This window comes from Olleya sp. ITB9, assembly GCF_001315805.1.
In the GTDB taxonomy this organism is placed as follows: Bacteria; Bacteroidota; Bacteroidia; order Flavobacteriales; family Flavobacteriaceae; genus Olleya; species Olleya sediminilitoris.
Genome location: NZ_BCBW01000020.1, coordinates 25,304 through 50,084, shown reverse-complemented (window position 1 = coordinate 50,084; position 24,781 = coordinate 25,304). Strand labels below are relative to the sequence as shown.

30 protein-coding genes are annotated in these 24,781 nt (G+C 30.2%); 21 read left to right on the top strand and 9 right to left on the bottom strand.

Translation table 11 applies throughout. The features are described 5' to 3' along the window. Positions 1-56 precede the first annotated feature (56 nt). The 4 genes from ITB9_RS06085 to ITB9_RS06065 form a co-directional block, all read right to left on the bottom strand. Entirely contained in the window at positions 57-881 is an 825-nt protein-coding gene (locus ITB9_RS06085) for a GIN domain-containing protein (protein WP_028607783.1), read from the bottom strand. 188 nt (positions 882-1,069) lie between these two features. Next, entirely contained in the window at positions 1,070-2,914 is a 1,845-nt protein-coding gene (locus tag ITB9_RS06080) for a PspC domain-containing protein (protein WP_054851552.1), read from the bottom strand. Further along, entirely contained in the window at positions 2,911-3,252 is a 342-nt protein-coding gene (locus ITB9_RS06075) for a PadR family transcriptional regulator (protein WP_028290483.1), read from the bottom strand. The genes ITB9_RS06080 and ITB9_RS06075 overlap by 4 nt, the downstream gene beginning before the upstream one ends. 159 nt (positions 3,253-3,411) lie before the next feature. Further along, positions 3,412-3,858, bottom strand: coding sequence for a DUF4870 domain-containing protein (locus tag ITB9_RS06065; RefSeq protein WP_054851550.1), 447 nt, complete (start codon positions 3,856-3,858; stop codon positions 3,412-3,414). Between the two features lie 145 nt (positions 3,859-4,003). Here ITB9_RS06065 and ITB9_RS06060 point away from each other — a divergent pair, with 145 nt between their 5' ends. The 7 genes from ITB9_RS06060 to ITB9_RS06030 all read left to right on the top strand — a co-directional run bounded on the left by ITB9_RS06060 (position 4,004) and on the right by ITB9_RS06030 (position 9,122). Beyond that, on the top strand, positions 4,004-4,459 hold the full coding sequence (locus ITB9_RS06060; protein ID WP_028290481.1) for a DUF4442 domain-containing protein: 456 nt from the start codon (positions 4,004-4,006) through the stop codon (positions 4,457-4,459). Positions 4,460-4,519: 60 nt separating this feature from the next. Then, positions 4,520-5,350, top strand: a complete 831-nt coding sequence (locus ITB9_RS06055; protein WP_036598879.1) for a TIGR00266 family protein — start codon at positions 4,520-4,522, stop codon at positions 5,348-5,350. Between the two features lie 147 nt (positions 5,351-5,497). Beyond that, positions 5,498-5,695 carry a hypothetical protein gene (locus ITB9_RS06050; RefSeq protein ID WP_028290479.1) on the top strand — a complete coding sequence of 66 codons (198 nt, stop codon included), beginning with the start codon at positions 5,498-5,500 and terminating at the stop codon, positions 5,693-5,695. 136 nt (positions 5,696-5,831) lie between these two features. Continuing rightward, positions 5,832-6,185: a hypothetical protein gene (locus ITB9_RS06045; protein ID WP_148638382.1), complete on the top strand. Its 354-nt coding sequence runs from the start codon at positions 5,832-5,834 to the stop codon at positions 6,183-6,185. Positions 6,186-6,251: 66 nt separating this feature from the next. Beyond that, a complete protein-coding gene (locus ITB9_RS06040; RefSeq protein WP_054851548.1) occupies positions 6,252-7,055 on the top strand; it encodes an MbnP family protein in 804 nt (267 codons plus the stop codon). A gap of 56 nt (positions 7,056-7,111) precedes the next feature. After that, complete coding sequence (locus ITB9_RS06035; protein ID WP_054851547.1) at positions 7,112-8,158, top strand: cytochrome-c peroxidase; 1,047 nt, start codon at positions 7,112-7,114, stop codon at positions 8,156-8,158. 55 nt (positions 8,159-8,213) lie between these two features. Continuing rightward, entirely contained in the window at positions 8,214-9,122 is a 909-nt protein-coding gene (locus tag ITB9_RS06030) for a hypothetical protein (protein WP_261975563.1), read from the top strand. Positions 9,123-9,177: 55 nt separating this feature from the next. Here ITB9_RS06030 and ITB9_RS06025 read toward each other — a convergent pair whose 3' ends face one another. Further along, complete coding sequence (locus ITB9_RS06025; protein ID WP_028290475.1) at positions 9,178-10,119, bottom strand: LysR substrate-binding domain-containing protein; 942 nt, start codon at positions 10,117-10,119, stop codon at positions 9,178-9,180. 104 nt (positions 10,120-10,223) lie between these two features. Between ITB9_RS06025 and ITB9_RS06020 the strand changes: the two genes are divergently transcribed. Next, positions 10,224-10,703, top strand: a complete 480-nt coding sequence (locus ITB9_RS06020) for a Dps family protein (RefSeq protein WP_028290474.1) — start codon at positions 10,224-10,226, stop codon at positions 10,701-10,703. Between the two features lie 52 nt (positions 10,704-10,755). Here ITB9_RS06020 and ITB9_RS06015 read toward each other — a convergent pair whose 3' ends face one another. Further along, positions 10,756-11,214, bottom strand: coding sequence for a DUF2141 domain-containing protein (locus ITB9_RS06015; RefSeq protein WP_054851546.1), 459 nt, complete (start codon positions 11,212-11,214; stop codon positions 10,756-10,758). 331 nt (positions 11,215-11,545) lie between these two features. On the opposite strand from ITB9_RS06015, the gene ITB9_RS06010 reads away from it, so the two are divergent. Further along, entirely contained in the window at positions 11,546-12,148 is a 603-nt protein-coding gene (locus ITB9_RS06010; RefSeq protein WP_054851545.1) for a trimeric intracellular cation channel family protein, read from the top strand. 17 nt (positions 12,149-12,165) lie between these two features. On the opposite strand, the gene ITB9_RS06005 is transcribed toward ITB9_RS06010, so the two are convergent. Further along, on the bottom strand, positions 12,166-12,804 hold the full coding sequence (locus ITB9_RS06005) for a glutaredoxin domain-containing protein (protein WP_054851544.1): 639 nt from the start codon (positions 12,802-12,804) through the stop codon (positions 12,166-12,168). Positions 12,805-12,872: 68 nt separating this feature from the next. Here ITB9_RS06005 and ITB9_RS06000 point away from each other — a divergent pair, with 68 nt between their 5' ends. The 8 genes from ITB9_RS06000 (at position 12,873) to ftsY (ending at position 17,769) form a co-directional block, all read left to right on the top strand. Continuing rightward, entirely contained in the window at positions 12,873-13,646 is a 774-nt protein-coding gene (locus tag ITB9_RS06000; protein WP_028289502.1) for a 3'-5' exonuclease, read from the top strand. Positions 13,647-13,702: 56 nt separating this feature from the next. Beyond that, on the top strand, positions 13,703-14,314 hold the full coding sequence (locus ITB9_RS05995; protein WP_028289503.1) for a fumarylacetoacetate hydrolase family protein: 612 nt from the start codon (positions 13,703-13,705) through the stop codon (positions 14,312-14,314). Further along, positions 14,315-14,656: a hypothetical protein gene (locus tag ITB9_RS05990; protein WP_054851543.1), complete on the top strand. Its 342-nt coding sequence runs from the start codon at positions 14,315-14,317 to the stop codon at positions 14,654-14,656. Further along, entirely contained in the window at positions 14,656-15,906 is a 1,251-nt protein-coding gene (locus ITB9_RS05985) for a competence/damage-inducible protein A (RefSeq protein ID WP_054851542.1), read from the top strand. The genes ITB9_RS05990 and ITB9_RS05985 overlap by 1 nt, the downstream gene beginning before the upstream one ends. A gap of 81 nt (positions 15,907-15,987) precedes the next feature. Beyond that, the gene (gene rpmB / locus ITB9_RS05980) at positions 15,988-16,224 is read left to right on the top strand and encodes a 50S ribosomal protein L28 (RefSeq protein WP_028289506.1); all 237 of its coding nucleotides are present in this window, start codon (positions 15,988-15,990) and stop codon (positions 16,222-16,224) included. Between the two features lie 29 nt (positions 16,225-16,253). Then, entirely contained in the window at positions 16,254-16,436 is a 183-nt protein-coding gene (gene rpmG, locus ITB9_RS05975; RefSeq protein WP_028282775.1) for a 50S ribosomal protein L33, read from the top strand. A 38-nt stretch (positions 16,437-16,474) separates the two neighbouring features. Then, entirely contained in the window at positions 16,475-16,627 is a 153-nt protein-coding gene (locus ITB9_RS15325) for a DUF4295 domain-containing protein (RefSeq protein ID WP_082396086.1), read from the top strand. Between the two features lie 167 nt (positions 16,628-16,794). After that, positions 16,795-17,769 (top strand): signal recognition particle-docking protein FtsY, encoded by a 975-nt coding sequence (gene ftsY / locus ITB9_RS05970; protein ID WP_054851541.1) that lies wholly within the window; start codon positions 16,795-16,797, stop codon positions 17,767-17,769. 346 nt (positions 17,770-18,115) lie between these two features. Here ftsY and ITB9_RS05960 read toward each other — a convergent pair whose 3' ends face one another. After that, entirely contained in the window at positions 18,116-19,192 is a 1,077-nt protein-coding gene (locus ITB9_RS05960; RefSeq protein WP_054851540.1) for a serine hydrolase, read from the bottom strand. A gap of 94 nt (positions 19,193-19,286) precedes the next feature. Between ITB9_RS05960 and rimO the strand changes: the two genes are divergently transcribed. The 3 genes from rimO (at position 19,287) to ITB9_RS05945 (ending at position 21,791) form a co-directional block, all read left to right on the top strand. Beyond that, entirely contained in the window at positions 19,287-20,591 is a 1,305-nt protein-coding gene (gene rimO, locus ITB9_RS05955; RefSeq protein ID WP_054851539.1) for a 30S ribosomal protein S12 methylthiotransferase RimO, read from the top strand. 76 nt (positions 20,592-20,667) lie between these two features. After that, positions 20,668-21,150, top strand: a complete 483-nt coding sequence (locus tag ITB9_RS05950) for a DUF4878 domain-containing protein (protein WP_054851538.1) — start codon at positions 20,668-20,670, stop codon at positions 21,148-21,150. 5 nt (positions 21,151-21,155) lie between these two features. Next, entirely contained in the window at positions 21,156-21,791 is a 636-nt protein-coding gene (locus tag ITB9_RS05945) for a YiiX/YebB-like N1pC/P60 family cysteine hydrolase (protein ID WP_054851537.1), read from the top strand. A gap of 2 nt (positions 21,792-21,793) precedes the next feature. On the opposite strand, the gene ITB9_RS05940 is transcribed toward ITB9_RS05945, so the two are convergent. Next, complete coding sequence (locus ITB9_RS05940; protein WP_054851536.1) at positions 21,794-23,047, bottom strand: carboxypeptidase-like regulatory domain-containing protein; 1,254 nt, start codon at positions 23,045-23,047, stop codon at positions 21,794-21,796. 129 nt (positions 23,048-23,176) lie between these two features. On the opposite strand from ITB9_RS05940, the gene bshC reads away from it, so the two are divergent. Further along, positions 23,177-24,778, top strand: a complete 1,602-nt coding sequence (bshC, locus tag ITB9_RS05935) for a bacillithiol biosynthesis cysteine-adding enzyme BshC (RefSeq protein WP_054851535.1) — start codon at positions 23,177-23,179, stop codon at positions 24,776-24,778. The last annotated feature ends 3 nt before the right edge of the window (positions 24,779-24,781 follow it).

Here is a 24,781-nt window from a genome sequence, read left to right as displayed (position 1 = left end):
TCTAATCAAAATCAGTAAACGATATTATATNTTTTTTTTTATTGGTATTATTATAATTATTTCTTTTTTAAGATTGCATTATCTTCAAAAGATTCAATTATAATTTTTGGACTTCCAAAAGTTTCTATAATTGAAGATCCTGAAGCATTAATAACTAATTCTGAAGTTGTTTGAACGCTAACTTCAGCTCTGTTAGCAGTAGTCAGATTAGTGTTTTTAGCTGTTAGATTTTCTCCTGTAAAATCTGAAGAGTTATCTATGTTAAGTATTAAGTTTTTTGTATCACCTTCAATTTTTGCATTAGCACTTTCTAGCATATCTACAACAATTTTGGACGCGTTTATTAAAGCTTCGACTTTACTGCTTCCGTTTAACTCCAAAGTTGCAGATTGTGCAGTTATATTTAATTCAGCTTTAGCTTTATCATTATTAATTAGTTTAAACAAATCACTTTCTATAGTTAAATAAGCTTCAGAACTAGAAGTGGTTGTCAAGGTTAAATCTTTAAATTTTAAACTTGTTTTAGAAAGGATTTCTGCATCTTCATTTAACTCGATGGTATTCAAAAAATCATTATAATATATAGTTATATCTAATCTTTTTTCTTGAAGTCTAGCTGTAGTTTTAAGGCTTAAAGTACTGTCTTGAGATATAATTTTAATGTATTCGTGCAGATTTTCGTCTGTAGTGATTTCTATTTTAGTAGAGTCAGATCTAACTAAGTTAACTTCAAAATCTTCGTTTAAAACTAAGCGTTTAAAACTATGTAAAGGGGTTGCAACTTTGGTTAATACACGACTACCTTTTACTTTTTCCTTTTTTTGAGCAAAAGCTGTAATAGTTATGAATGTAAAAATTAGTGTAAGTAAGCGTTTTGTCATTTATCTGTAAATTTTTTTGTGTACAAATATAATCAAAAACCATCCCAAACTTTTTGTTAAGGAAAAAGTGAGATGGTTTTTTTTGGTTGGTTTTTAAATGTGTATCATAAAAATATAGACACTAGGGTTGTTACTATGTACTCGATTACAGTAATCATAACGTTTGGTTTTTGATTGATGATTAATTATTAGTCTTTTGGTGTGATGTTAATTCCGTTTTTATTATCAATAGTTACATTAATATTTTCGGTACTAACTTCAGTACCTTCGCTTTCAATTATAGTTTCTGTGTTTTCAGGTTTATTAACATCATTGCTGTTATTTTTATTAATTAAAGGTTTAGTGTTAATTTGTTGATGGTTTACATCATTGTTTTGGTTATCACAATCTAGGCATAACAATTTTGAGCGTTTAACTAACAAATAGTGTTCTTCCATCCCGTTGTTTAAAATATCATTGTAATAATGTGTATTGTTTCTGTGGTAATTGTAAGTGCTTTCTTCTGCATATAAAATTGTTCCTTCAGGTAAAAATAATGTTAGTTCAACTTCTTGATCTCTTGATATTGCATCGTTAGGGACTGTAAAATAATTATTTAAAATTAAATTGTTGTTAGTTAACCTGTAGTTATATTGTATATTTCTTGCTCTGTCTTTTGCAATATTATAATTTGTACCTCTAGCCGATTTATCTACTCTTAGTTTAGCAACGCTGTCTTTAGTAGATTTTACGATTAGTCTGATGCCTTGCGAGAAAATTATTGGATTACCATTATCATCGTGTGCCTTTTGTAAGCCATAATCACGTCTAAAACGATCAGCAAAACTATCGTTGTAATTCATGCTAACTACTAAGGTGTCATTAGTTTTGATTGAAGTAAAAGGCGTTGTTTTAACTACTGCAGCTTCTTCTTTATAACTTAAACCTTGTCTAGCGCTAATTACAGCTAAGCCAATTACTGCTAATATCCAAAATCCAATTAAGCTATATTTGGCAACAATACCCATTGGTTTTAGGTTATTTACCAAGATTTTTAATCCTAAGTAAATAAAAAAGATAATTGGAATAACGCTAACAATAAATATTAATACCGGAAACATCCAAAAAGGACCAGCTTCAGTGTTATATCCATTTACAAAATTAGTATCAAAAAATCTTAAGTCGGCTTCAAAGAAGGTTCCGAAAATTAAACCAATTAAAAGCGCTATAATTCCTGCGACGCAAGATACAACCAGAGCGACACCAATAAATTTAGAAAACACTTTAAATACAGATGAAAATACTTGACCTAAACTTCCAAAAAATGATTTGCTACTAGATTTTATTTTATTGGTATCTATACGTTTAACCGAGTCTGATATACTATCTGAGGCTTGGTCAAAACCTTCTTTAAACTTGTCTGCATGTTTCTGAAAGTCTATGTTTTTTACGTTTTCAGAAACGCTGTCAAATCCGTCTCTAATTTTTTTTTCAATGTTTGTAATCGTGACTTCTTCTCCTGTCATGGTTATCTTGTCAGAAGTAGAAGTTGCTTCAGGAATAAATATCCATAATAAGATATATAAAAACACACCTGTTCCAGCTCCAAAAATTAGTAATACCCAAATTAATCTGATCCAAACAACATCAATATTAAAGTAGTAAGATAATCCAGAGGCTACACCACCAACATAACTATTGTCAGTATCTCTAAATAGTTTTTTAGAGTTACTGTTGGATGATTTAGATCTAGAGGTTTTGGTTTTAGGTTCGTCTTCAAATATCTCGTCATCAACAAGGTAATCTTCAGGTTGTCCCATAATGGTAATAACCTGATCTACTTCTTTATTTCCAATAACTTGACGATCTGTTTTCATGCGTTCAGAAAACAATTCAGCTATTCTAATTTCTATATCAGCAATAATTTCAGAACGACCTTGAGAGTCAGTAAATGAACGTTTTATAGCCTCCAGATAGCGTTGTAATTTTAAGTATGCATCTTCATCTATATGAAAAAAGATACCTGCTAAATTTATGTTGACTGTTTTATTCATTTTTTAGTTGATTTAATTGATGTTACTATATTAACTGCGTTTTGTAATTCGTCCCAAGTCGTGGTTAATTCTTTTAAAAAAAGTTGACCTGTTTCTGTTAATCCATAATATTTACGTGGTGGTCCAGAAGTAGACTCTTCCCAACGATAGCTAAGTAATCCTGCGTTTTTAAGTCGTGTTAATAAAGGATATATTGTGCCTTCAACAACTAGCAGTTTGGCGTCTTTTAATGTGCCTAAAATTTCGGCAACATAAGCATCTTCGTCTTTTAATACAGACAAAATGCAGTATTCAAGAACACCTTTGCGCATTTGTGCTTTAGTATTTTCTATTTTCATAAGTCTTTTCTAATGTTTGTTACAAGTCTTATGCATTTTGCATCATAGACATCAGTATATATTAATAAAGTATGTGATGATGTTACTGTCATAATTGTGTAATTGATTTCATAATTAACTGTTCGTTTTTTGATGATTTGATTGATTGATTGATGATGGTTATTTGATAAATTCAATGGTAAAAGGATACTTGTAATCCTCTCCATCTCTAGCTTTTAAACTGGCATTGATAATAAATACAATTTCTAATATAAACCCTAATATGGCTAGTAATGTAAATGTTCCGCAGATATAAAATAATGGAGAGGGACTATTTACTTTTATGCTAATGTCACTAAAATAATTAAAGTCTAAAATGTCTAAATGATTAAACAAACTAAAAGCAAAAAAAGGAATGCATAATGTACCAATTATTATTACATATAACAAAATACTAAACTGAAAATTAATAGCTTGTTTACCATGTGTATCTACAAAATCAGACTTTTCTTTATTAGTTATCCATAAAACTAAAGGCGCAATAATGTTTCCAAACGGAAATATAAACCTAGCAAAGGTGGATAAATGTATAAAAGTAGCGATGTTTTTGTGGTGATTAGTTACCATGATTTAAAAGTATATAATAGTTTCTTATGCAAATATATATCTTTAAAAAGGTATTATGCAATACAAAGTACTAAAAATTAACATTTTTTTAACATGTTGGTAATTCAATTATTTTCAATAATTTAGCTGAAAAATATTTTATATAATGAAGATGACTCCTAGTAAACTCAATACTTTTACAATGTTTAAGTTACCATCTGCTTTCTTGTGTGGTGTACGTACTAAAGTATTAAACGAAGCACAATGTATAACGACAGTAAAACATAAATGGATTAATCAAAACCCATTTAAATCTATGTTTTGGGCTGTTCAAGGTATGGCAGCAGAGTTTTCAACTGGAGCTATAATGATCATGAAAATTAAAAATTCTGGTAAAAAAGTATCCATGCTTGTAACTAGTAATAACGCCACATTTACAAAAAAGGCTACAGGAAAAATTACGTTTGTCTGTAATGATGGAGCTAAAGTAGATGCAGCTTTAGCTGAAGCTATAAAAACAGGAGAAGGTCAAGCCTTTTGGATGCAATCTATAGGAACCAATAAAGATGGAGTAGTAGTATCTACTTTTAATTTTGAATGGTCTATAAAAGTTAAAAACTAATAGATTTTGTAACAAAACAGAATCCTTTGCAACATATAAATAAATTAAACCCTTAATAATATGTATCAAAAAGACCAAATACCAAACAATAACTTAAATGCACACGAGATTGATTTTGAAATCTTTGGTGAAGAAATGCAATATGTAGAAATCGAATTAGATCCAGAAGAAGGCGTTATAGCTGAAGCAGGTAGCTTTATGATGATGGACGATGGCATTAAAATGGAAACTATATTTGGTGATGGATCTCAAAAAGATACAGGTTTTTTAGGAAAAGTTTTTGGTGCTGGAAAACGTCTTTTAACAGGAGAAAGTCTTTTTATGACTGCTTTTTACAACAATCTTACCGGAAAACGTAAGGTTAGTTTTGCTTCTCCCTATCCAGGAAAAATTGTAGCAATTGATTTGTTAGAGTACAACGGTAAATTTATTTGCCAAAAAGATGCTTTTTTATGTGCAGCTAAAGGTGTAAGTGTAGGTGTTGAGTTTAGTAAAAAACTTGGTCGTGGATTGTTTGGAGGTGAAGGTTTTATCATGCAAAAATTAGAAGGTGATGGATTAACATTTGTACATGCAGGTGGAACTTTAGCTAGAAAAGTCTTAAAACCAGGCGAAACATTAAGAGTAGATACAGGATGTATTGTTGGATTTACACAAGATGTAAATTATGATATAGAGTTTGTTGGTGGTATTAAAAACACTGTTTTTGGAGGTGAAGGTTTGTTTTTTGCCAAGCTTGAAGGTCCAGGTGTTGTTTATATACAATCTTTACCATTTAGTAGATTGGCTGGACGTGTTTTACAAAGCGTACCAAGTGGTGGTAAAAGTAAAGGCGAAGGTAGTATTTTAGGAGGTTTAGGAGATTTGTTAGATGGTGATAATAGGTTCTGATTTTACTGTTTTAACTTTGTTTTAACTGTTAAAATTTGAAGTCAGTAAGTTTTGAATAATATTTTTTCATTACCTTTAATCGAAACTTTTAAACTGTTTGCCTATAGTATAACACTACTTTAATTTAACCAAATCCAATAATTAATTATGGCAAGAGCAATGTTTGAGTACACTAAAACTGTACTACAAAAGGTTAGTTTTGATACTACGTTGTTTTGCAAAGAAGTACAAAAAGCCCTAGAACGCCTTTTACCATATGAGGTAGAAGAACTTAAAGTTTACATACAGTCTTTAGTACAGCAAAACCCAAAACTAGACCAGTGTTTAATTTATTTAAACCCTTAAAAAAATAAAATTTAAAAAAAGCGACCTATTTGGTCGCTTTTTTTGTGTTAATGCACAAGATTAATTAAAAAAAGACGTCTTAATAATGTAACTTTGCCAAAATTTTATTTTTCTGAAAAAGCTATTTACAATATTATTGTTTTTATCATTTGCTATACGTCCAATGTATTACGTTGGTTATGTGGCTTATTTTCAGTTAAACATAGATTACATTGTAGATACTTATTGCGTTAATAAAGAAAAACCAAAATTAGCCTGTAATGGTAAGTGTCATTTAGCTAAACAACTTCAATCTGCAACTGCAGATAGCATAAATTCTGAAGGAATAACCTCTTTAGCAGAGTCTTTTTTTCCAGTATTTTATACAACTTATAATTATGATCAGCAACAAGTATTGTCAACAGACTTAGACAATCTTGTAAACGTTGCTTACAATCAGAGTTATTCTTTTGACTTTGATTATGTTCATTTTAAACCTCCAATTGCTTAATTTTTATTTATCGACCTAAGCCTAATAAGGCTTAATAACTTACTATTTAAAATAAAAATTATACAAATGAAATTATTAAAATACACATTTGCACTACTAGCGTGTGCAGTAATATCAGCATGTTCATCAGACGATGACGCAACATCAACTGAAGATTTATCAGGACAAACAGGATCATTAACATTAAAATATGATAATGGAGTAGGAGATCAAGATTTTTTATTCTCTACGTCTTACAATAAATCAAATTCAGAATCTTTTAAGCTAGAGAATGTAAAATATATTATCAGTAATGTAAGATTTACAGATAGCAATGGAGATGTATTTATGTATCCAACTGAAGATAACGTATTTATTGTTGATGAAGAAGATGGTAATAATGCAGGCGAAATTTACATCACTTTAGATAATGTAGATGCAGCAGACTACGTGTCTGTAACCTTTGGTGTAGGTATAGATCAAGAACGTTTTGCGTTAGGAGCAGAAGGACAAGGGGACTTTTTAGACTTAGCAGACGAAAAAGGTATGATGTGGAGTTGGGCTACTGGTTATAAGTTTATTAGATTAGACGGAACTTACACAACTAGTACTGTTATTGATGAGCCATTAAACATACACATGGGAAGTGTAGGTAACTCTTTAGATAATTATAAAGAAGTAACTTTAGATTTTCCTAATACTGTTTTGGTAAGAACAGATAAATCTCCAGAAGTACACATAAAAGCAGATATTGCTAAGGTATTTGATGGTACTGTATCAGTAAATTTTGCAGATGGATATAATCAAGTGCATACCGACGAGCTTACTACAGGTATTATTGCTACAAATATCTCTTCAATGTTTGAAGTACACCACGTACACAACGATTAAAGCTAATAATAATACACCATTGTAAATTTTATAATGGTGTATTAAATTTTATTAAAATGAAAAAAGTAAGCCTTTTAATTTTAGGGTTGGTTACTTTTTTTTCCTGTTCTGATAACTCATCACAAGAAAAGTATGTGCCAATACCCTTACAAATGGAATTGCCGACTAATTTTCCGGACTTAGCCTACAATTTAGATAATAATCCAATTACAGACGCAGGGTTTGAGTTAGGTAAAACGTTATTTTACGATGGTAAACTATCATCTAACGGAGCAATACCTTGTGCATTTTGTCATGAGCAAGCATTTGCATTTACACATCATGGACACACATTAAGTCATGGTGTAAATGGAGCTGTTGGTTTAAGAAACGCACAACCCATCCAAAATTTAGCCTATCAAACCTCGTTTATGTGGGATGGAGCCTCTACACATCTAGATTTACAGCCAATAATACCGCTAACTAGTGAGGTAGAAATGAATGAAACATTAAGTAATGTTATTAATAAATTACAAGCCGATAGTTATTATCAAGAACAATTTGGGATAGCCTTTGATGATGGTGAAGTTAACTCTGAAAACATGCTAAAAGCATTATCTCAGTTTATGTTAATGATGGTATCTTCCAACTCAAAATACGATAAATATGTAAGAGAAGAAGATGATGTAACATTAACCGCAACAGAATTAGATGGATTAAATACCTTCCAGAATAAATGTAGTACTTGTCACGCAACAGATTTGTTTACAGATCAAACTTTTAGAAATAATGGTTTACCTGTAAACCCACAATTAGATGATAAAGGACGTTACAACGTGTTAGAAAATCCTGATGATTTATATAAGTTTAGAGTCCCAAGTTTGCGTAACGTTGAGGTGTCTTATCCGTACATGCATGATGGACGTTTCTCTACACTAGACGCTGTTTTAAATTTTTATGATACAAATGCAGTAGATAATGGTAACGTAGATCCAGAGTTATTAAGACCTGACGGAACTTACGGAATTACATTATCGGACTACGAAAAAGAAAGCTTAATAGCCTTTTTAAAAACATTAACCGATACTCAATTTTTAGAAGATGAACGTTTTGCTGAATTTTAAACAAATACTACTAATTGTGCTGTTTTTAGGTTTCGCTAAAGCGGAAGCACATAGCTTGAAAAGTCCCTGTACAACACATCAACCATTACAAGTGTTGTGTGATCTTTGTGGATGTTCTACCAGTAGCGGAAGCTTTGGGTTTGGGACGCTAAGCAATGCTAACTTTGTTGGAGTACGTTATATTTATCAAAATTTTGAATCAAGAAATGGAATTTTTGAAGATTCGCCATTAAGTAAAGAAACCTTTAATACGTATCAAGTTTGGGCTCAAATACCAATTAACGATTCGTTTTATGTTACCGCTAGTTTACCTTATCAGGATCTTACTAGAGATTTTAACAATATAAAAGAAAACTTAAACGGAATAGGAGATGCTAATATTATAGGTTGGTACAAACATGTGTTTTATAAAAAAGAAGACGAAACTGTTATTAATTTTTCAGGCGAAAAAATAGCTTCAGGACACAGTTTACAGTTTGGTTTAGGTGTTAAGCTACCAACAGGCGAATTTGAACAACGTTTAACAGATAATATTAATCCTGGCTTTCAAGTGGGAACAGGGAGTGTAGATGGTATATTTTCGGTAGGATATAATTATGGTAGTGATACTTTTGGTGTCAACACTTTATTAAGTTATTACCTAAAAGGAGAAAACAAGAATGATTACCAATTTGGAGATCAGTTTAGTTATGCAGTTAACTTTTTTACTGCTATACCTAAAGAAAAAATGAATATTATGCCATTTGTTGGATTATCAGGAGATCGATATGATACTATTACACAATACGGAGAAACACTAAAAGACACCGATGGTAGCATCCTAAATGCGTCTATTGGTACAGAGTTGGCTATCGAAAAATTTATTTTTGGAGCCAGTTACACCTTACCAGTAAGTCAAAACTTATTTGGTGATAATGTACAGTCCAAACAACGATTGTCTTTGTATGTCAATTTTGCATTATAGTAGTAATAAAAAAAGGCGACCATTTGGTTGCCTTTTTTTATTACTTACAGTATGTTTATTTTTTGGAAATAGGACTTACAATTTGTACGTTTTGAAACGCAATTGCACCTCTAATAACTCCAGAGATTACATCTTGTAAAGCTTCAATGATTTGCATTTTAAGCTCACTTTTATGATAGATTAGACTGACTTCTCTAGCAGGAGAAGGCTCCGTAAAATAATGTAAGTTTGCTTTAGATTTTTCGTTTATATCTAAAGTGTGTAAATAAGGTAGTAATGTCATACCTAAACCTTCATTAGATAATTTAATTAATGTTTCAATACTTCCGCTTTCTAACTGAAACTTATCATCTGTATGGTTTTTAAATGCTTTACATAGGTTAATAACACCTTCTCTAAAGCAATGACCATCTTCAAGCAACAGCATATCGTCAATATCTAAATCGGTAATATTTAATTTTTTGTTATCTCTTAATCTGTGATTATTTGGTACGTAAGCTACAAAAGGTTCAAAATATAAAACACGCTCTTTAATTGTTTCGTTTTCTAAAGGTGTTGCAGCAATGGCAGCATCTAAGTGCCCATCATTGATGCGTGCAATAATTTCTTCAGTAGTTAATTCTTCAATTTTAAGTTTAACTTTTGGGTATTTTTTGACAAAGTTGTTTAAAAACATTGGTAAAAGAGTAGGCATAATTGTAGGAATGATACCTAATTTAAATTCGCCACCAATAAATCCTTTTTCTTGATCTACAATATCTTGTATTCTGTAGGATTCATTTACAATATTTCTAGCTTGAGTCACTATTTTTTTTCCAACTTCGGTTAGCTCAATTGGTTTTTTACTTCTGTCAAAAATTAAAATATCTAATTGATCTTCTAGTTTTTGAATTTGCATGCTTAATGTTGGTTGTGTTACAAAACATTTTTGAGCAGCTTTAGTAAAATTTTGGTGTTCGGCTACAGCCAAAACATATGATAATTGAGTAATCGTCATGGATATAAATTTAGGTTATAAAAATATAACATCTATCAATAAAACTTATTGAATATCTTGATTATTTAATCGTAAATTTGGTTAACAATCAAAACACAAATATTATGACTTTAAATACATTAGGATTAGATACCCAAAAGACCAAAGAATTAGCAGGACAATTGAATCAGTTATTGGCTAATTTTCAGATTTATTACCAAAATTTAAGAGGAATCCATTGGAATATTAAAGGGAAAAACTTTTTTGATTTACATGTAAAATTTGAAGAGTTATACAATGACGCTAATATGAAAGTTGACGAAATTGCAGAGCGTGTATTAACTCTAGGGGAAACACCTTTGCATACATTTGAGGATTACGTTAAGTTGGCAAAAGTACCAGTTGGTCACAACATATCTGTAGATGACAACGCTGTTGCTTTAATTGTAACTTCGTTAACAGAGTTATTAAAATTAGAACGTGACATTTTAAATGCTGCAGGAGATGCTAATGATGAAGGGACAAGCTCTATGATGAGTGATTTTATTTCTGAGCAAGAAAAAACAGTATGGATGATGAATGCGTGGTTAGGTAAAAGTTTATAAACTACAACTATAGTTAAAAAAAAAGAGCAACAATTGTTGCTCTTTTTTTTATTTAAAATCTGACCTTAAAGTCCAAATCTTGATTAGTGACTTCAAACTTAGCATCACTGTATTGTGGTGGTCCATAGCTTAATGGGTTATTGGTCATTCCGTAGTTTTCTAAAGGCATACCGTTTTTAAAATCCATACGGTTATTGATGTTTTCATCATGTAGTACCATAACTGCATATGTGCCAGGTTTTACGTTTTTAAAAGTAACCGTTGCTATATTGTTTTTAATTTTAGTTGAGGTATTTTGTATGCCTTGGGTTTTCATCCAAGTTTGATTGTTATGCAATCCAAATATAACTTGTCCTGTATTGTTTTTAACATTGTTAACTGTTACTGTTATGGTTTGTCCAGTTTCATTATTTTGTTCTGTTTGAGCTATTGTTGATAGGCTTAGTGCAAAAAATAAAATAACGTTTAATAATATTGTTTTTGTTTGGTTAAAAGATGTTGTCGTTTTCATAATGTGTTGTTTTAATTGGTTAACACTTCAAATTTGCAACATTTACTACTTGTGTAATAAAACAACTTACTGAACTGTACTATTAAATACCTGAACTGTATTTTTATTGTAAAAGGATGATTTCTACACGTCTATTTTTTTGTTTTCCTGCTTCTGTGTTGGTTTTATCAATAGGAAACTTAAAAAATATTAAAACTATTAAGTTAATGTGCTTATTTTGAAGGTTTAATTCGTATTTGTTATAGTTTTTAGAATGAAAATAATATGGATAAAACCACCCCTTAAGTTTTTAGTTTACATTATAAAAACTAATTTTACCTTTTTTTAAAACATGTTTTATATACTTGATATTTTAGGGACTATTGCTTTTGCCATTTCGGGTGTTTTGGTTGCATTAAACAAACGTATGGATGCTTTTGGCATCTTAATTATTGCTTTTGTAACCGCTGTTGGAGGAGGAACTTTAAGAGATGTTTTAATTGGCGAAACTCCAGTAAGTTGGATGAAGGATATGACCTTTATTTATGTTGTTGTTTTATCTACAATATTTGCTGTTATCTTTAGAACTAAAATAGATTATCTAAGAACCTCTTTATTATTATTTGATACCATTGGTATTGGTTTATACACTGTTGTTGGTGTAGAAAAAGGGATTTCGGCAGAATTACATCCCATTATATGTGTGTTTTTAGGTACTATGAGTGCTTGTTTTGGAGGTGTTATAAGAGATATTTTATGTAATGAGATACCTATTATTTTTAGGAAAGAAGTCTATGCAACAGCTTGTATACTAGGAGGCGTAACTTATTTTTTGGTTATAAAACTGCCTATAGCCTCTAATTTTGTATTTATTATAGCAGGAGCTGTTGTAATTACGGTTAGATTGATAGCTGTAAGATTTAAGATTAGTTTGCCTAATTTGTATAAGGATTAATTAGGTTGATTTAAATTTTAATTAAATGCCTCACGTAAACATTTTATAAAATCATCTAAAGATCCAATGTCATTATATAATTTGTTTTCAATCTTCAAAACAGGAATTTTATTAAAATCACTTTTAGGCTTAATAGTTTTAAATTCTTTAATTACTTTATTGTAATTAGTGGTGTCTTTATCTAAGTTGTATTCGGTGTAATTAATTTTGTTTTTAGTTAAAATGTGTTTAGCATCAGGACATATTAAACAGTCATTTTTAGTATAAATTACAACGTTTTTATTATGTATTTCTTTGTCTAGTTTAAAATCTATTATTTCATAGTCATTATCAACTTCTAATGCATAAGAGACTTCATTTACAACCAAAATGTAGGTGTATTTTCCGGGTTTACCGTTAAGTTTAACCATAGTTAAAACTTTCTTCTTGCTTTTTCCAGCTATGGTTTGTAAAATTGGACGCTCACTACTACGTCTAAAATCGTTTGTTTCAATTTTTAAAAAAATATCGTAGGATATAGAGTCTGTATTTTCAATAAAAATCTCGTAACGTTTACCAGTTATTTTTTCAGATAACTTTACATATTTATGATTGTTTTGCGCTAAAGCAGTTAGTGATACTAATGTTATAAGTATTAGAGTTAGGTTTCTTATCATTTTAAGAGGTTTACAAAGTAAAAGTAACAGATTAAAATTATATTTGCATAAACCATACCATAATATTTATGTCTTTAAACTTAACAAAACCAATTTGCTTTTTTGATTTAGAAACCACAGGAATTAACATTACCTCAGATAGAGTTGTAGAGATTTCTATCTTAAAAGTGTTTCCTAATGGTAATAAAGAAAGTAAAACTTGGTTAGTCAATCCAGAAATGCCAATACCAGCTGAGGTGTCTGCTATACATGGAGTAACCGACGAAAGAGTTGCAAACGAGCCAACATTTAAACAATTAGCGCCAGAAATTAACGCTATGATTAAAGATGCAGATTTAGCAGGATTTAATTCTAATAGATTTGATATTCCGCTTTTAGCAGAAGAAATGTTGCGTGCAGATTTAGATTTTGACATGAAAGGTCGTGTTGCTGTCGATGTACAAACTATTTTTCATAAAATGGAACAACGTACATTAAGTGCAGCTTATAAATTTTATTGTGACAAAAGTTTAGAAAATGCTCATACAGCCGAAGCTGATACCTTAGCAACTTATGAGGTTTTAAAAGCACAAGTAGAACGTTATGACGAGCTTGAAAATGACACTAAGTTTTTAGCCGAGTTTAGTTCGCGTAGACGATTTGCAGATTTTGCTGGTTTTATTAGTTTTAACAAAGAAGATCAAGAAGTGTTTTCTTTTGGGAAACATAAAGGAAAACTAGTTACAGAGGTTTTAGATAAAGAACCTGGTTACTTTGGATGGTTACTAAATGCAGACTTTCCTTTATATACCAAAAAAGTTTTAACAGCAATTAAGTTAAGAGCTTTAAATAATAAGTTTTAACCAGATTTACATATTTCAATCAATAATTACAAATAGTGTTTTAAATACATAAGTATATGAAATTAATTTGCATAGGTCGTAATTACACAGACCATATCAAAGAGTTAGAAAACGAAAAACCTACAGATCCAGTAGTGTTTATTAAATCTGATAATGCTATACTTTTAAAAAAACAACCATTTTTTATTCCCGATTTTTCAAACGAAATTCATTACGAATTAGAAGTTTTGGTGAAAATTAATAAGTTAGGAAAACACATTGATAAAAAATTTGCACACAAATATTATGATCAATTAAGTGTCGGAATAGATTTTACTGCACGCGATTTACAAAAAAAATTAAAAGACAAAGGTTTGCCTTGGGAAAAAGCTAAATCCTTTGATGGAGCAGCAGTAGTAGGACAATGGATTGATAAGTCTGAAGTTGCACATGTTGATAATCTTAATTTTAGGTTAGAAAAAAATGAAACTGTGGTACAAACCGCAAATACTAATTTAATGTTGTGGAAAATTGACGAATTAATAGAATATGTCTCAAAATATTTTACTTTAAAGATTGGAGACATTATATTTACAGGAACACCTGCTGGAGTTGGCAAGGTAGTTGCCAATGATAAATTAAAAGGATTTCTTGAAGATAAAGAGTTATTTTCAATAACAGTAAAATAAATGGAACAACATTACAAATTACATAGAATTAAAGAGTTAGCAGATAATGATCAAGATTTTATATTAGCCTTAGCTTCCACATTTATAGAGGAAGTGCCAGGAGATGCTAAAGTGTTGGAAATAGCAGTAAATAACGAAAACTATTTGCTAGCCTATCAAACTGCTCATAAAATGAAACCTACTGTAGATTTATTTGAACTTGGTGTATTAGACGACCTAATTGAAGTTCAAGATTGGGGTAAGTTTGAACAAAAAGATAAAGATATTTCTGAAAAACTACAAATCGTTTTAGATGCAGTAGATAGAACAACTAAAGAAATAATACAAGATTTTAAATTGTAATGCAAGCCGAAATAATTACAATAGGTGACGAAATACTTATTGGCCAAATCATAGATACCAATTCTGCATTTATAGGTAAAGCCTTAAACTCAATTGGTGTATCTGTGTATCAAATTACCTCTATTCAGGATGAAAAACAGCACTTGCTTAAAGCTTTTGCTGAAGCAGAACAAAATGCTGATATTATTATCATTACAGGAGGTTTAGGACCAACTAAAGATGATATTACAAAACATACATTAACCGAGTATTTTAATGATGTTTTAGTACAAAACAATCAAGTTTTACAACATGTAGAACAGTTGTTTAAAAAATACATCAATCAGCCCATTTCAGATCTTAATAAACAACAAGCATTAGTGCCATCTAAGGCTAAAGTGTTAAACAATCGTTTTGGGACAGCACCAGGAATGTGGTTAGAAAAAGGCAATAAAACGTTTATATCACTTCCAGGAGTGCCTTATGAGATGAAAGCCTTAATTGATAATGAAGTCCTACCAAATTTAGCCGAAAAATACAAAAGACCATTTATCTTGCATAAAACTATTTTAACCTATGGTTTAGGTGAAAGTGTTGTTGCAGAACGTATTGAAGCTATTGAAGACGCATTACCTAAACATATAAAGTTAGCCTATCTGCCAACATTAGGAGCAGTTAGATTAAGATTATCTGGTAAAGGTGAAGACGAAGCTGTTTTAGCTAAAGATATAGAGATACAAGTTGAAAAAATCTTACCATTAATTCAAGATATATTTGTTGGTTTTCAAAATTATAATGAAGGTTTAGAACTTATAATTGCTAAACAATTAGCTAAAATGGGAAAAACTTTGGCTTTAGCCGAAAGTTGTACAGGAGGAAAATTATCCGAGAAATTCACATCTCATTCTGGTGCATCAGCATTTTATAAAGGAGCAGTTGTTAGTTATGCTACGCAAACTAAAATTGATGTTTTAGACGTATCTGAAACATTAATTAATCAGTATTCGGTAGTAAGTGAGCAAGTTGCAAAAGCTATGGCAACTAATGTTAGACAAAAATTAAAATCTGATTTTGCAATTGCTACTACAGGAAACGCAGGACCAACAAAAGGAGATAGTGATGCTGAGGTAGGTACTGTTTTTATAGCTATAGCTACAAAAGACAAGGTTCAAGCTTTTGAATTTAGTATGGGAAACCACAGAGAACGCGTCATAAATAAAACCGTAAATAAAGCATTAGAGTTGTTTCAAAAAGAAATTTTTGAAAATTAATTACAAACATATTGTCAGATAGTAAAAAATTAGTATATTTGCACCTCGATTTTTAATAACATATTTTAAAGATATATAGTAATGTCAAGAGTTTGTGAACTTACAGGAAAGAAGGCAATGGTTGGAAACAACGTGTCTCACGCAAAGAATAGAACTAAGCGTACATTTGATGCTAATTTAATTAAAAAACGTTTTTATATTCCTGAAGAAGATCAGTGGATTACTTTAAAGATATCTACATCAGCGTTAAAAACAATTAATAAAATCGGTATCTCAGCTGCTTTGAAAAGAGCTAGAGCTAACGGATTTGTAAAATAATTACCCAAAAGGTAAAAATAATAATTATTATGGCAAAGAAAGGTAATAGAGTACAAGTAATATTAGAGTGCACAGAGCACAAAGAGTCTGGAAAGCCAGGAACGTCTCGTTATATTACAACGAAGAACAAAAAGAATACACCTGATAGAATGGAAATTAAAAAATTCAATCCTATCTTGAAGAAAATGACTGTTCATAAAGAAATTAAATAATATTCTTTATTTATTAAAGAAATAAAAAATATACAGAAATGGCAAAAAAATCAGTAGCATCATTACAGACAGGATCAAAAAGATTATCTAAAGCTATAAAAATGGTTAAGTCTCCAAAAACAGGAGCTTACATGTTTGTAGAGTCTATTATGGCACCAGAATTAGTAAAAGATTTCTTAAACAAGAAATAAGTTTTACTTCTTAAAACTATTATTAAGCTGCTTTCCTACAGGAAGTGGCTTTTTTGTTTTTAAAATATTACGTTTCTTTACACTCATAAAACTATGACAATGTAGCAGTAATTAAAATTAGGCTTCATAATTGTTATAAATCAACCAAACCAAATAATAAAAAACAGATGAGTTTTTTTAAAAAAATATTTTCTTCAGAAAAAAAAGAAACCCTAGATAAAGGACTAGAAAAATCAAGTACAAGCTTTTTAGGTAAGCTTAGTAAGGCTGTTGCTGGTAAATCTAAAGTGGATGATACTGTTTTAGATAACCTAGAAGAGGTTTTAGTCTCTAGTGATGTTGGTGTAAATACAACCTTAAAAATTATTGATCGTATAGAAGCTAGAGTAGCTAAAGATAAATACTTAGGTACTGACGAGCTAAATAAGATATTAAGAGAAGAAATCGCTGGATTATTGTCAGAAACAAATTCTGGTGAAGATACCGAGTATAAAGTACCTGTTTTACCAAAGCAAGCAGATGGAACCAAAACCCCATATGTTTTAATGGTTGTAGGTGTTAATGGTGTTGGTAAAACTACAACAATCGGAAAGTTGGCATACCAATTCAAAAAACAAGGATTAAAAGTTGTCCTAGGTGCAGCAGATACTTTTAGAGCAGCAGCTATAGATCAGTTACAGGTTTGGGCTGATCGTGTAGATGTACCAATGGTCCGTCAAGATATGGGAAGTGATCCTGCTTCTGTTGCATTTGATGCTTTACAATCTGGTGTTAATCAAGAGGCAGACGTTATTATTATTGATACAGCAGGTCGTTTACATAATAAAGTTAATTTAATGAATGAGTTAACTAAAGTTAAACGTGTCATGCAAAAAGTTGTTGGTGATGCACCACATGATGTATTATTAGTTTTAGATGGTAGTACAGGTCAAAATGCTTTTGAGCAAGCTAAGCAATTTACTGCTGCAACAGAGGTTACTAGCCTTGCAGTTACTAAATTAGATGGTACAGCTAAAGGTGGAGTGGTAATTGGTATTAGTGATCAATTTCAAATTCCTGTAAAATATATTGGTGTTGGTGAAGGTATTGAAGACTTACAAGTCTTTAACAAATTTGAGTTTGTAGATTCATTTTTTAAATAAACATGACTTTTAATTCTGACCGAATTTTTAGAATCATTACTGTATTTGTAATACTTTATTTGTTAGTAGCAATTGGTAGTAATATAGTTTTTGCTATAAGTTCATTTTTACAACCAAAAAGTCCATTAATCCCTGAAAAATTAATTTACTATTCGCTTTTTCCTTTAATATTTTTAATACCGTTTTTTGCGTTTTGTGTTTGGTATTGTTGGAAAAGTCTATTTAAAGAAACAATTAATAAGGTGGTAATTACTTTGATATTTGCAATTTGTTTATTCTATTTTTTCTGCCCTAATATTGTATTTGATGGACTATATAGTATTAACCCTTATAGAGTATAAATTTATTAATTAAATACGTTATTTAATTTTTCCCAAAGCTCATTGTCATAATTTGATAAAGCAAAATTTGAGGCGTCAGCTGCTTCTCCCATTCTCACAATAACCAAATCTTTACTAGGAACAATATAAATTTTTTGGTCATTTTTACCCAAAGCACAGTACATATCACTTGGACCATTGGGAATTAATTCACCTGGAAACTCAAACTGAGTTTGAGGTAGATGAAAACTTGACTTTCCATTTAACCACCATAAATAACCATAAGATTTATTAATGTTTTGTGATGTGTTTGTAGCTTCATTTAAAAAAGATTCTGACACAATTTGTGTGTTGTCCCATTTTCCATTGGCATATGTCATTAACCCAAATCTTGCCATACTTCGTGTATTACTCCAATACACGCTTAAGTCATCTAGATTAAACCAACTACCTGACATACCAATTTTATTTTTTAAGTTTTCATCAAAATAATCAGACCAACTTTGATTACTAACTGTAGCAATAACATCCTGTAATTTGACGTATACATTGTGGTATGCCCAACGATTGTTAGCGTCTGCAACATATTGTAAGTTTTCTGGAGCAACACTATCGCCTAATGTATCATCTAATCCTGAGGTCATAGATAATAAATTAGTGCAAGTAATTAAATTTTCTTTATCAATTGTAATGTTAGTCCAACCTGTGCCTAAATAATCGGATACTTTATTATTAATATCTAACAATCCTTGGTCTTGAGCAATACCAGTTACAGTTGTAGTTAATGTTTTTCCTGCACTTGCCCAATACCATCCTGAAGTTTCGGTATGATCATTAAAATAAGCTTCCCAAGCTATTTTTCCTTTATGCAAAATTATAAATGACTTTGTGTTTGAACTATTTAAAAAATCTGATAGTTCAGTCAATGCAGACGTATTCCATTGTAAATCTAATGGACTTACAGTGTCCCAAGTTTCCGAATTTAAAGGTGGAAAATATATAGATTCTGTTTCTTCAATTTCATTCAAAACAGTTTCATCTTCAGAAGAGCAACTTAAACTCATGAAAATTAGTAAACTAAGTGTTAAATAGGTTAGTCTCATAGTATTAGTTTTCTTTTTTACTAATATAAATCAAAATGTTTTAATATCAGTTATTTTAAAATTAGATAGTATCTTTGCAGTCCAAATTTGAGGTATGAGAACAAAATCACTTAAAAAGAACAAAATCAACGTAATAACTTTAGGTTGTAGTAAAAATGTTTACGATAGCGAAGTCTTAATGGGACAATTAAAAGCTAACGGAAAAGAAGTTGTGCATGAGGAAGAAGGTAATGTAATAGTGATTAATACTTGTGGCTTTATTAACAATGCTAAAGAAGAAAGTGTGAACACTATTTTAGAGTACATGCAAAAAAAGGAAGAAGGTGAAGTAGATAAGGTATTTGTTACAGGTTGTTTAAGTGAAAGATATAAGCCAGATTTACAAAAGGATATTCCTAATGTTGATCAATATTTTGGAACTACAGAATTACCAGGATTATTAAAAGCATTGGGTGCAGATTATAAACATGAGTTAATTGGTGAGCGTCTTACAACGACACCAAAAAATTATGCGTATCTAAAAATTGCTGAAGGTTGTGATAGACCATGCAGTTTTTGTGCTATACCATTAATGAGAGGTAAGCACAAGTCTACACCTATCGAAAATTTAGTGACTGAAGCTGAAAAATTAGCAGCCAATGGAGTTAAAGAATTAATTTTAATAGCTCAAGATTTAACATATTATGGTTTAGATTTATACAAAAAACGAAACTTAGCTGAGTTATTAGAAAATCTAGTTAAGGTTGATGGTATAGAATGGATTAGACTGCATTATGCCTTTCCTACTGGTTTTCCGATGGATGTTTTAGATTTAATGAAACGTGAACCTAAAATTTGTAATTATCTTGATATACCATTACAACACATTAGTGATGATTTATTAAAAAGTATGCGTCGTGGAACAACAAAAGCTAAAACGACTAATTTAATAGAGCAGTTTAGAGCAAAAGTGCCAGAAATGACTATTAGAACGACATTAATTGTTGGTTATCCAGGTGAAACTGAAGCTCATTTTCAAGAATTAAAACAATGGGTAAAAGACATGCGTTTTGAACGTTTAGGTTGTTTTACTTATTCTCATGAAGAAAATACACATGCTTTTAATCTTGAAGATGACGTCCCTCAAGAAGTTAAGCAAGATCGCGCAAATCAAATAATGGAAGTACAATCTCAAATTTCTTGGGAATTAAATCAAGAAAAAATTGGAGATACTTTTAGAGTTGTTATAGACCGTAAAGAAGGAAACTATTTTGTTGGTCGTACAGAGTTTGATAGTCCAGATGTGGATAATGAAGTATTAATTGATGCTACTGAAACCTATTTAAAAACTGGGGAATATTATACAATTAAAGTTACTGAAGCTGAGGATTTTGATCTTTACGGTGAAATAGTAAACTAAAAACAACTTAAGCTTTTTAATTAGTTTGGATACTAAGTACAAAAAAGTATATTTACAAAAATAAAACAATCAAAAAATGAAAAAACCAATTTTTAAAACTCTTTTACTAGCTTGCTTTTTAGTGTTAACAGCATGTGGAGGAGGAGGTCCTGAAGGAGCTACAATTAACTTTTTAGAAGCTATGTATTCTGGAGATTTTGAAACCGCTAAAGAATACGCGACTACAGACACAAAGTCTATGTTAACAATGCTAGAGTCTTTTGGAGCAAAAGACCAATTTGCTGATAAAATGAAAGAAACAGATATTGATTTTGAAGTTGTAGATACTAAAATTGATGGTGATAAAGCTGTTTGTACTGTTAAAATGTCAAGTAGCAAAGAAGAAAAAGATCAAGACATGCCAATAAATCTTGAAAAGCAAGATGGGAAATGGTTGGTAAATATGGATAAAGAGTCTATGAATAAAGAAGGAATGGGTAACCAAAATAAAGAAACAGGAAACCCTAGTATGGATTATGAGGAGGATGAAGTTGAAGTTGAAGTTGAAACTGAAGACTAACTTAAATGCTTAAAATTACTATTAAAATAGGATTAGTTTTAATCTTAGTTTTTTTAGCTTATAAATTTTTAAAAGACGATTCAAACAAACCGTATGAATCGTCTTTTTTGTATAAATTATCCTCTGCTGAAAAATCAAAACTACAGGATGGTGACATCATTTTACGTCGTGGTTATGGACTAGTAAGTACCATGATTTTAAAAATGATGGATGAAGATTATGATGTCACACATTTAGGTATGGTTGTTACTGAAAACGATACCTTAAAAATTGCACATGCTTTATCAAGTAGTGTTTCAAATCAAGATGGATTGCGGTTGCAGGCAATAGACTCGTTTGTGCATAATTCTCATGATAATACAATTTTAGTTACAAGGTTAAAAAACATAGACTCGGTAAAACAAAAAAAGATTGTTAAGCAAATAGCGTATTACAAGAAAAAAAAACTACCCTTTGATCATAGCTTTAACTATAAAGACAGCACAGAGCATTATTGTTCTGAGTTAATTTGGCGAATTTATGAGCATAATTTAAATATACTTAAAGTGTCAGATACCTTGACGGATGAACAAAAATATAACACACTTAAAACTTTTTACGATACTAATTATTTTGATATAATTATAAATCACCAACAATAAAATTAACTCTGTTTAAGTGTTTTGTTAATCTTTTTTATAGCATTTTCAATAGACTTTTCAGGTTCGATAATATTATATTCTCCCCAAAAATCTGGATCAGAAAACCCAGAAGCTTCATCTAGTAAAATACTATTTTGTTTTAAAGTTTTTGATTCTTTTTTGTAAACTAAGGGGTTGCCTATAGACCAATCTGTGATTGCCATTTCACTATTTAAAGTGTATTTACTGTTAAACCATCTTTTATCCCAATTGATCTTAAAAGTTAATTGTATGTTACTATATCCAAAGTACCATTTGCCATCTTTTGTTCTGTAATTAACTCTGTAAGAAGCTTCTGTTGGATAGACTTTTGCTCTATTTGGTTTTTTACGTACAAACATTTTAGACGCTTCTTCTCGATTCTCTACATTTAAATTATACACAGCACTAGTTAAAGCAAAAGTGTTAGCATCAATGTATAATTTACCAGTATATTTAGGTCTATAAACATCTTTTTTCTGTTTAAAATTAATAACATAAACTAGTCTGTTATCTATTTGTGTAGGTCTACTGAAAGTAAAATCATATTCAAGTAAGTCACTTTTAGAAAATATATATTTTGGATATTTAATCATATCAGTAAATAAACTACTAAAAGGTCCTCCTCGTAATTTTAGTGCTATAGTATCTAGTCTATTATAATTAACTTTTTTTCTAGCTTTGATTAATTTAATACCGTCATTTCTTGAGTTGTCATAGGATTGTTTGTTAATGTTTACCACAGCTTCAGAGAGTGAAGCATTTCGGTTTCTTTTTTTTATAGTTTCCCTGTAAAACCCAGTCATACTAACAGATTGGTTAAGGTAGTTGTCGCCCTTTAATTCTAACATTTTTTTGACTAAAGTAATGGCATCTTTAGGTTTATTAATATCTACTTGTGCTAAAACTGTAGCCGCTTGATTTAGTTGTATTGTAGGATTAGTTTTTAATTGTTGTAAAGGTATTTCAGATTTTTGATAACCCAAATAAGTCACAATAAGGGTTTCGTTTAATAAATCATTAGGCACTTTAATTAGATATTCTCCATCACTATTAGAAATGGTACTAATGTTGGAATTTGTAATAATAATATCTGCTAAAGCTAAAGGTGTATTATTATTTTTATCAATAATTTGACCTTTAAATTCTTGTACGTTTTGGCTGATGCCTAATACTGTAAATCCAAATAAATAAAGTGCAATAAATAGTTTGATGTAGTTAAGTAATTTCTTTTTCATAGTAATTTTATAACATAGTTAACCTTATAAAAATACTGAAAAAACCACAGTTTTATATAAGTTTTTATGTTAATTTTAAGACATAGTAATGGTTAAACTGCCTTATCTTTACGTCAGATTTTTGTAATTATGCCAACAGACTGTATACCATTTAAAAACACAGGATATTTTTCTAAATTAATATGTGATTATTTAGCTGAATCTGAAGCGCTTAAGCCTTTTTATAACATGTTTCCTAAGCTTCAAAATTTTGAAGCACAAATACAAGCAAAGCAACAAGAGTTTACTAACCAATCCAGAAAGGTTTTAGTTAATGCGTTACAACAGCAATATCAAGTATTTGAAACTTCAGAACTTACTGATACTAATATAGCGTTATTAGCAGATGCTAAAACTTTTACAATTACAACAGGTCACCAACTTAATCTGTTTACTGGACCATTATATTTTTTGCATAAAATAATATCAACTATTAATTTAACAAAACAGTTAAAGTTAGAGAATCCAGAATATAATTTTGTACCAATTTACTGGATGGCTTCAGAGGATCATGATTTTGAAGAAATCAATTATTTTAATTTTAAAGGAAAAAAAATACGTTGGAACAAAGATGCAAGTGGAGCAGTTGGTGAGTTAGATACAAATGGTTTGCAAGAGGTTTTTGAAACGTTTTCAAAAGAATTAGGTATTGGTAACAACGCCAAACAATTAAGACAATTATTTGAAACCGCTTATCTAAAACATAGTAATTTAGCAGAAGCAACATTATATCTTGCCAACGCATTGTTTACAGAGCATGGTTTAGTAATTATTGATGCTAACACTAAGGTTTTAAAACAGTTATTTATACCTCAAATAAAAACAGAGTTATTTAATAACACGTCATTTGACGCAGTAACAAAAACATCTAAGCAATTAAGTCTAGTGTCAGATAGTTATAACATACAAGTTAATCCTAGAGAGATTAACTTATTTTATATAACTAAAGGCATCAGAGAGCGTATTGTTTTTGAAAACGATACATATAAAGTTTTAAACACAACATTAACTTGGAATAAAGCAGAGTTAGAAGACGAAGTTGAAAACTTCCCAGAACGTTTTAGTCCAAACGTCATCATGCGACCATTATATCAAGAAGTTATCTTGCCTAATTTATGTTACATAGGTGGTGGTGGTGAGTTGGCATATTGGTTTCAACTTAAAGCAAATTTTGAAGCTAATAATGTGGTGTTTCCAATACTATTACTTCGTAATTCAGTATTAATAAAAACAAAACAACAAGCTCAAAAATTAGAAAAACTTAATATTTCTAATCAAGATTTATTTTTAAAACGCGATAGTTTTATTAATAAAAAAGTAAGAGAAATTTCAAATATAGATATCGATTTTTCTGAGCAAATTCAACATCTAAAAACTCAGTTTAAAGACTTGTATGATTTAGCTAATTTAACAGATAAATCTTTTGTTGGTGCAGTCGCTTCTCAAGAAAAAAAGCAAATTAAAGGATTACAACATTTAGAAAAAAGATTGCTTACAGCTCAAAAACGAAAACTTAAAGACCAAGTACAACGTATGACGGATTTACAATACCAATTGTTTCCTAATTACAGTTTGCAAGAGCGAAACACCAATTTTTCTGAATTATATTTAGAATTTGGTGACCAATTAATACCTCAATTAATTAAAAATTTAAAACCTTTGCAAGGTGAATTTTTAATAGTTGAATTATAAGCC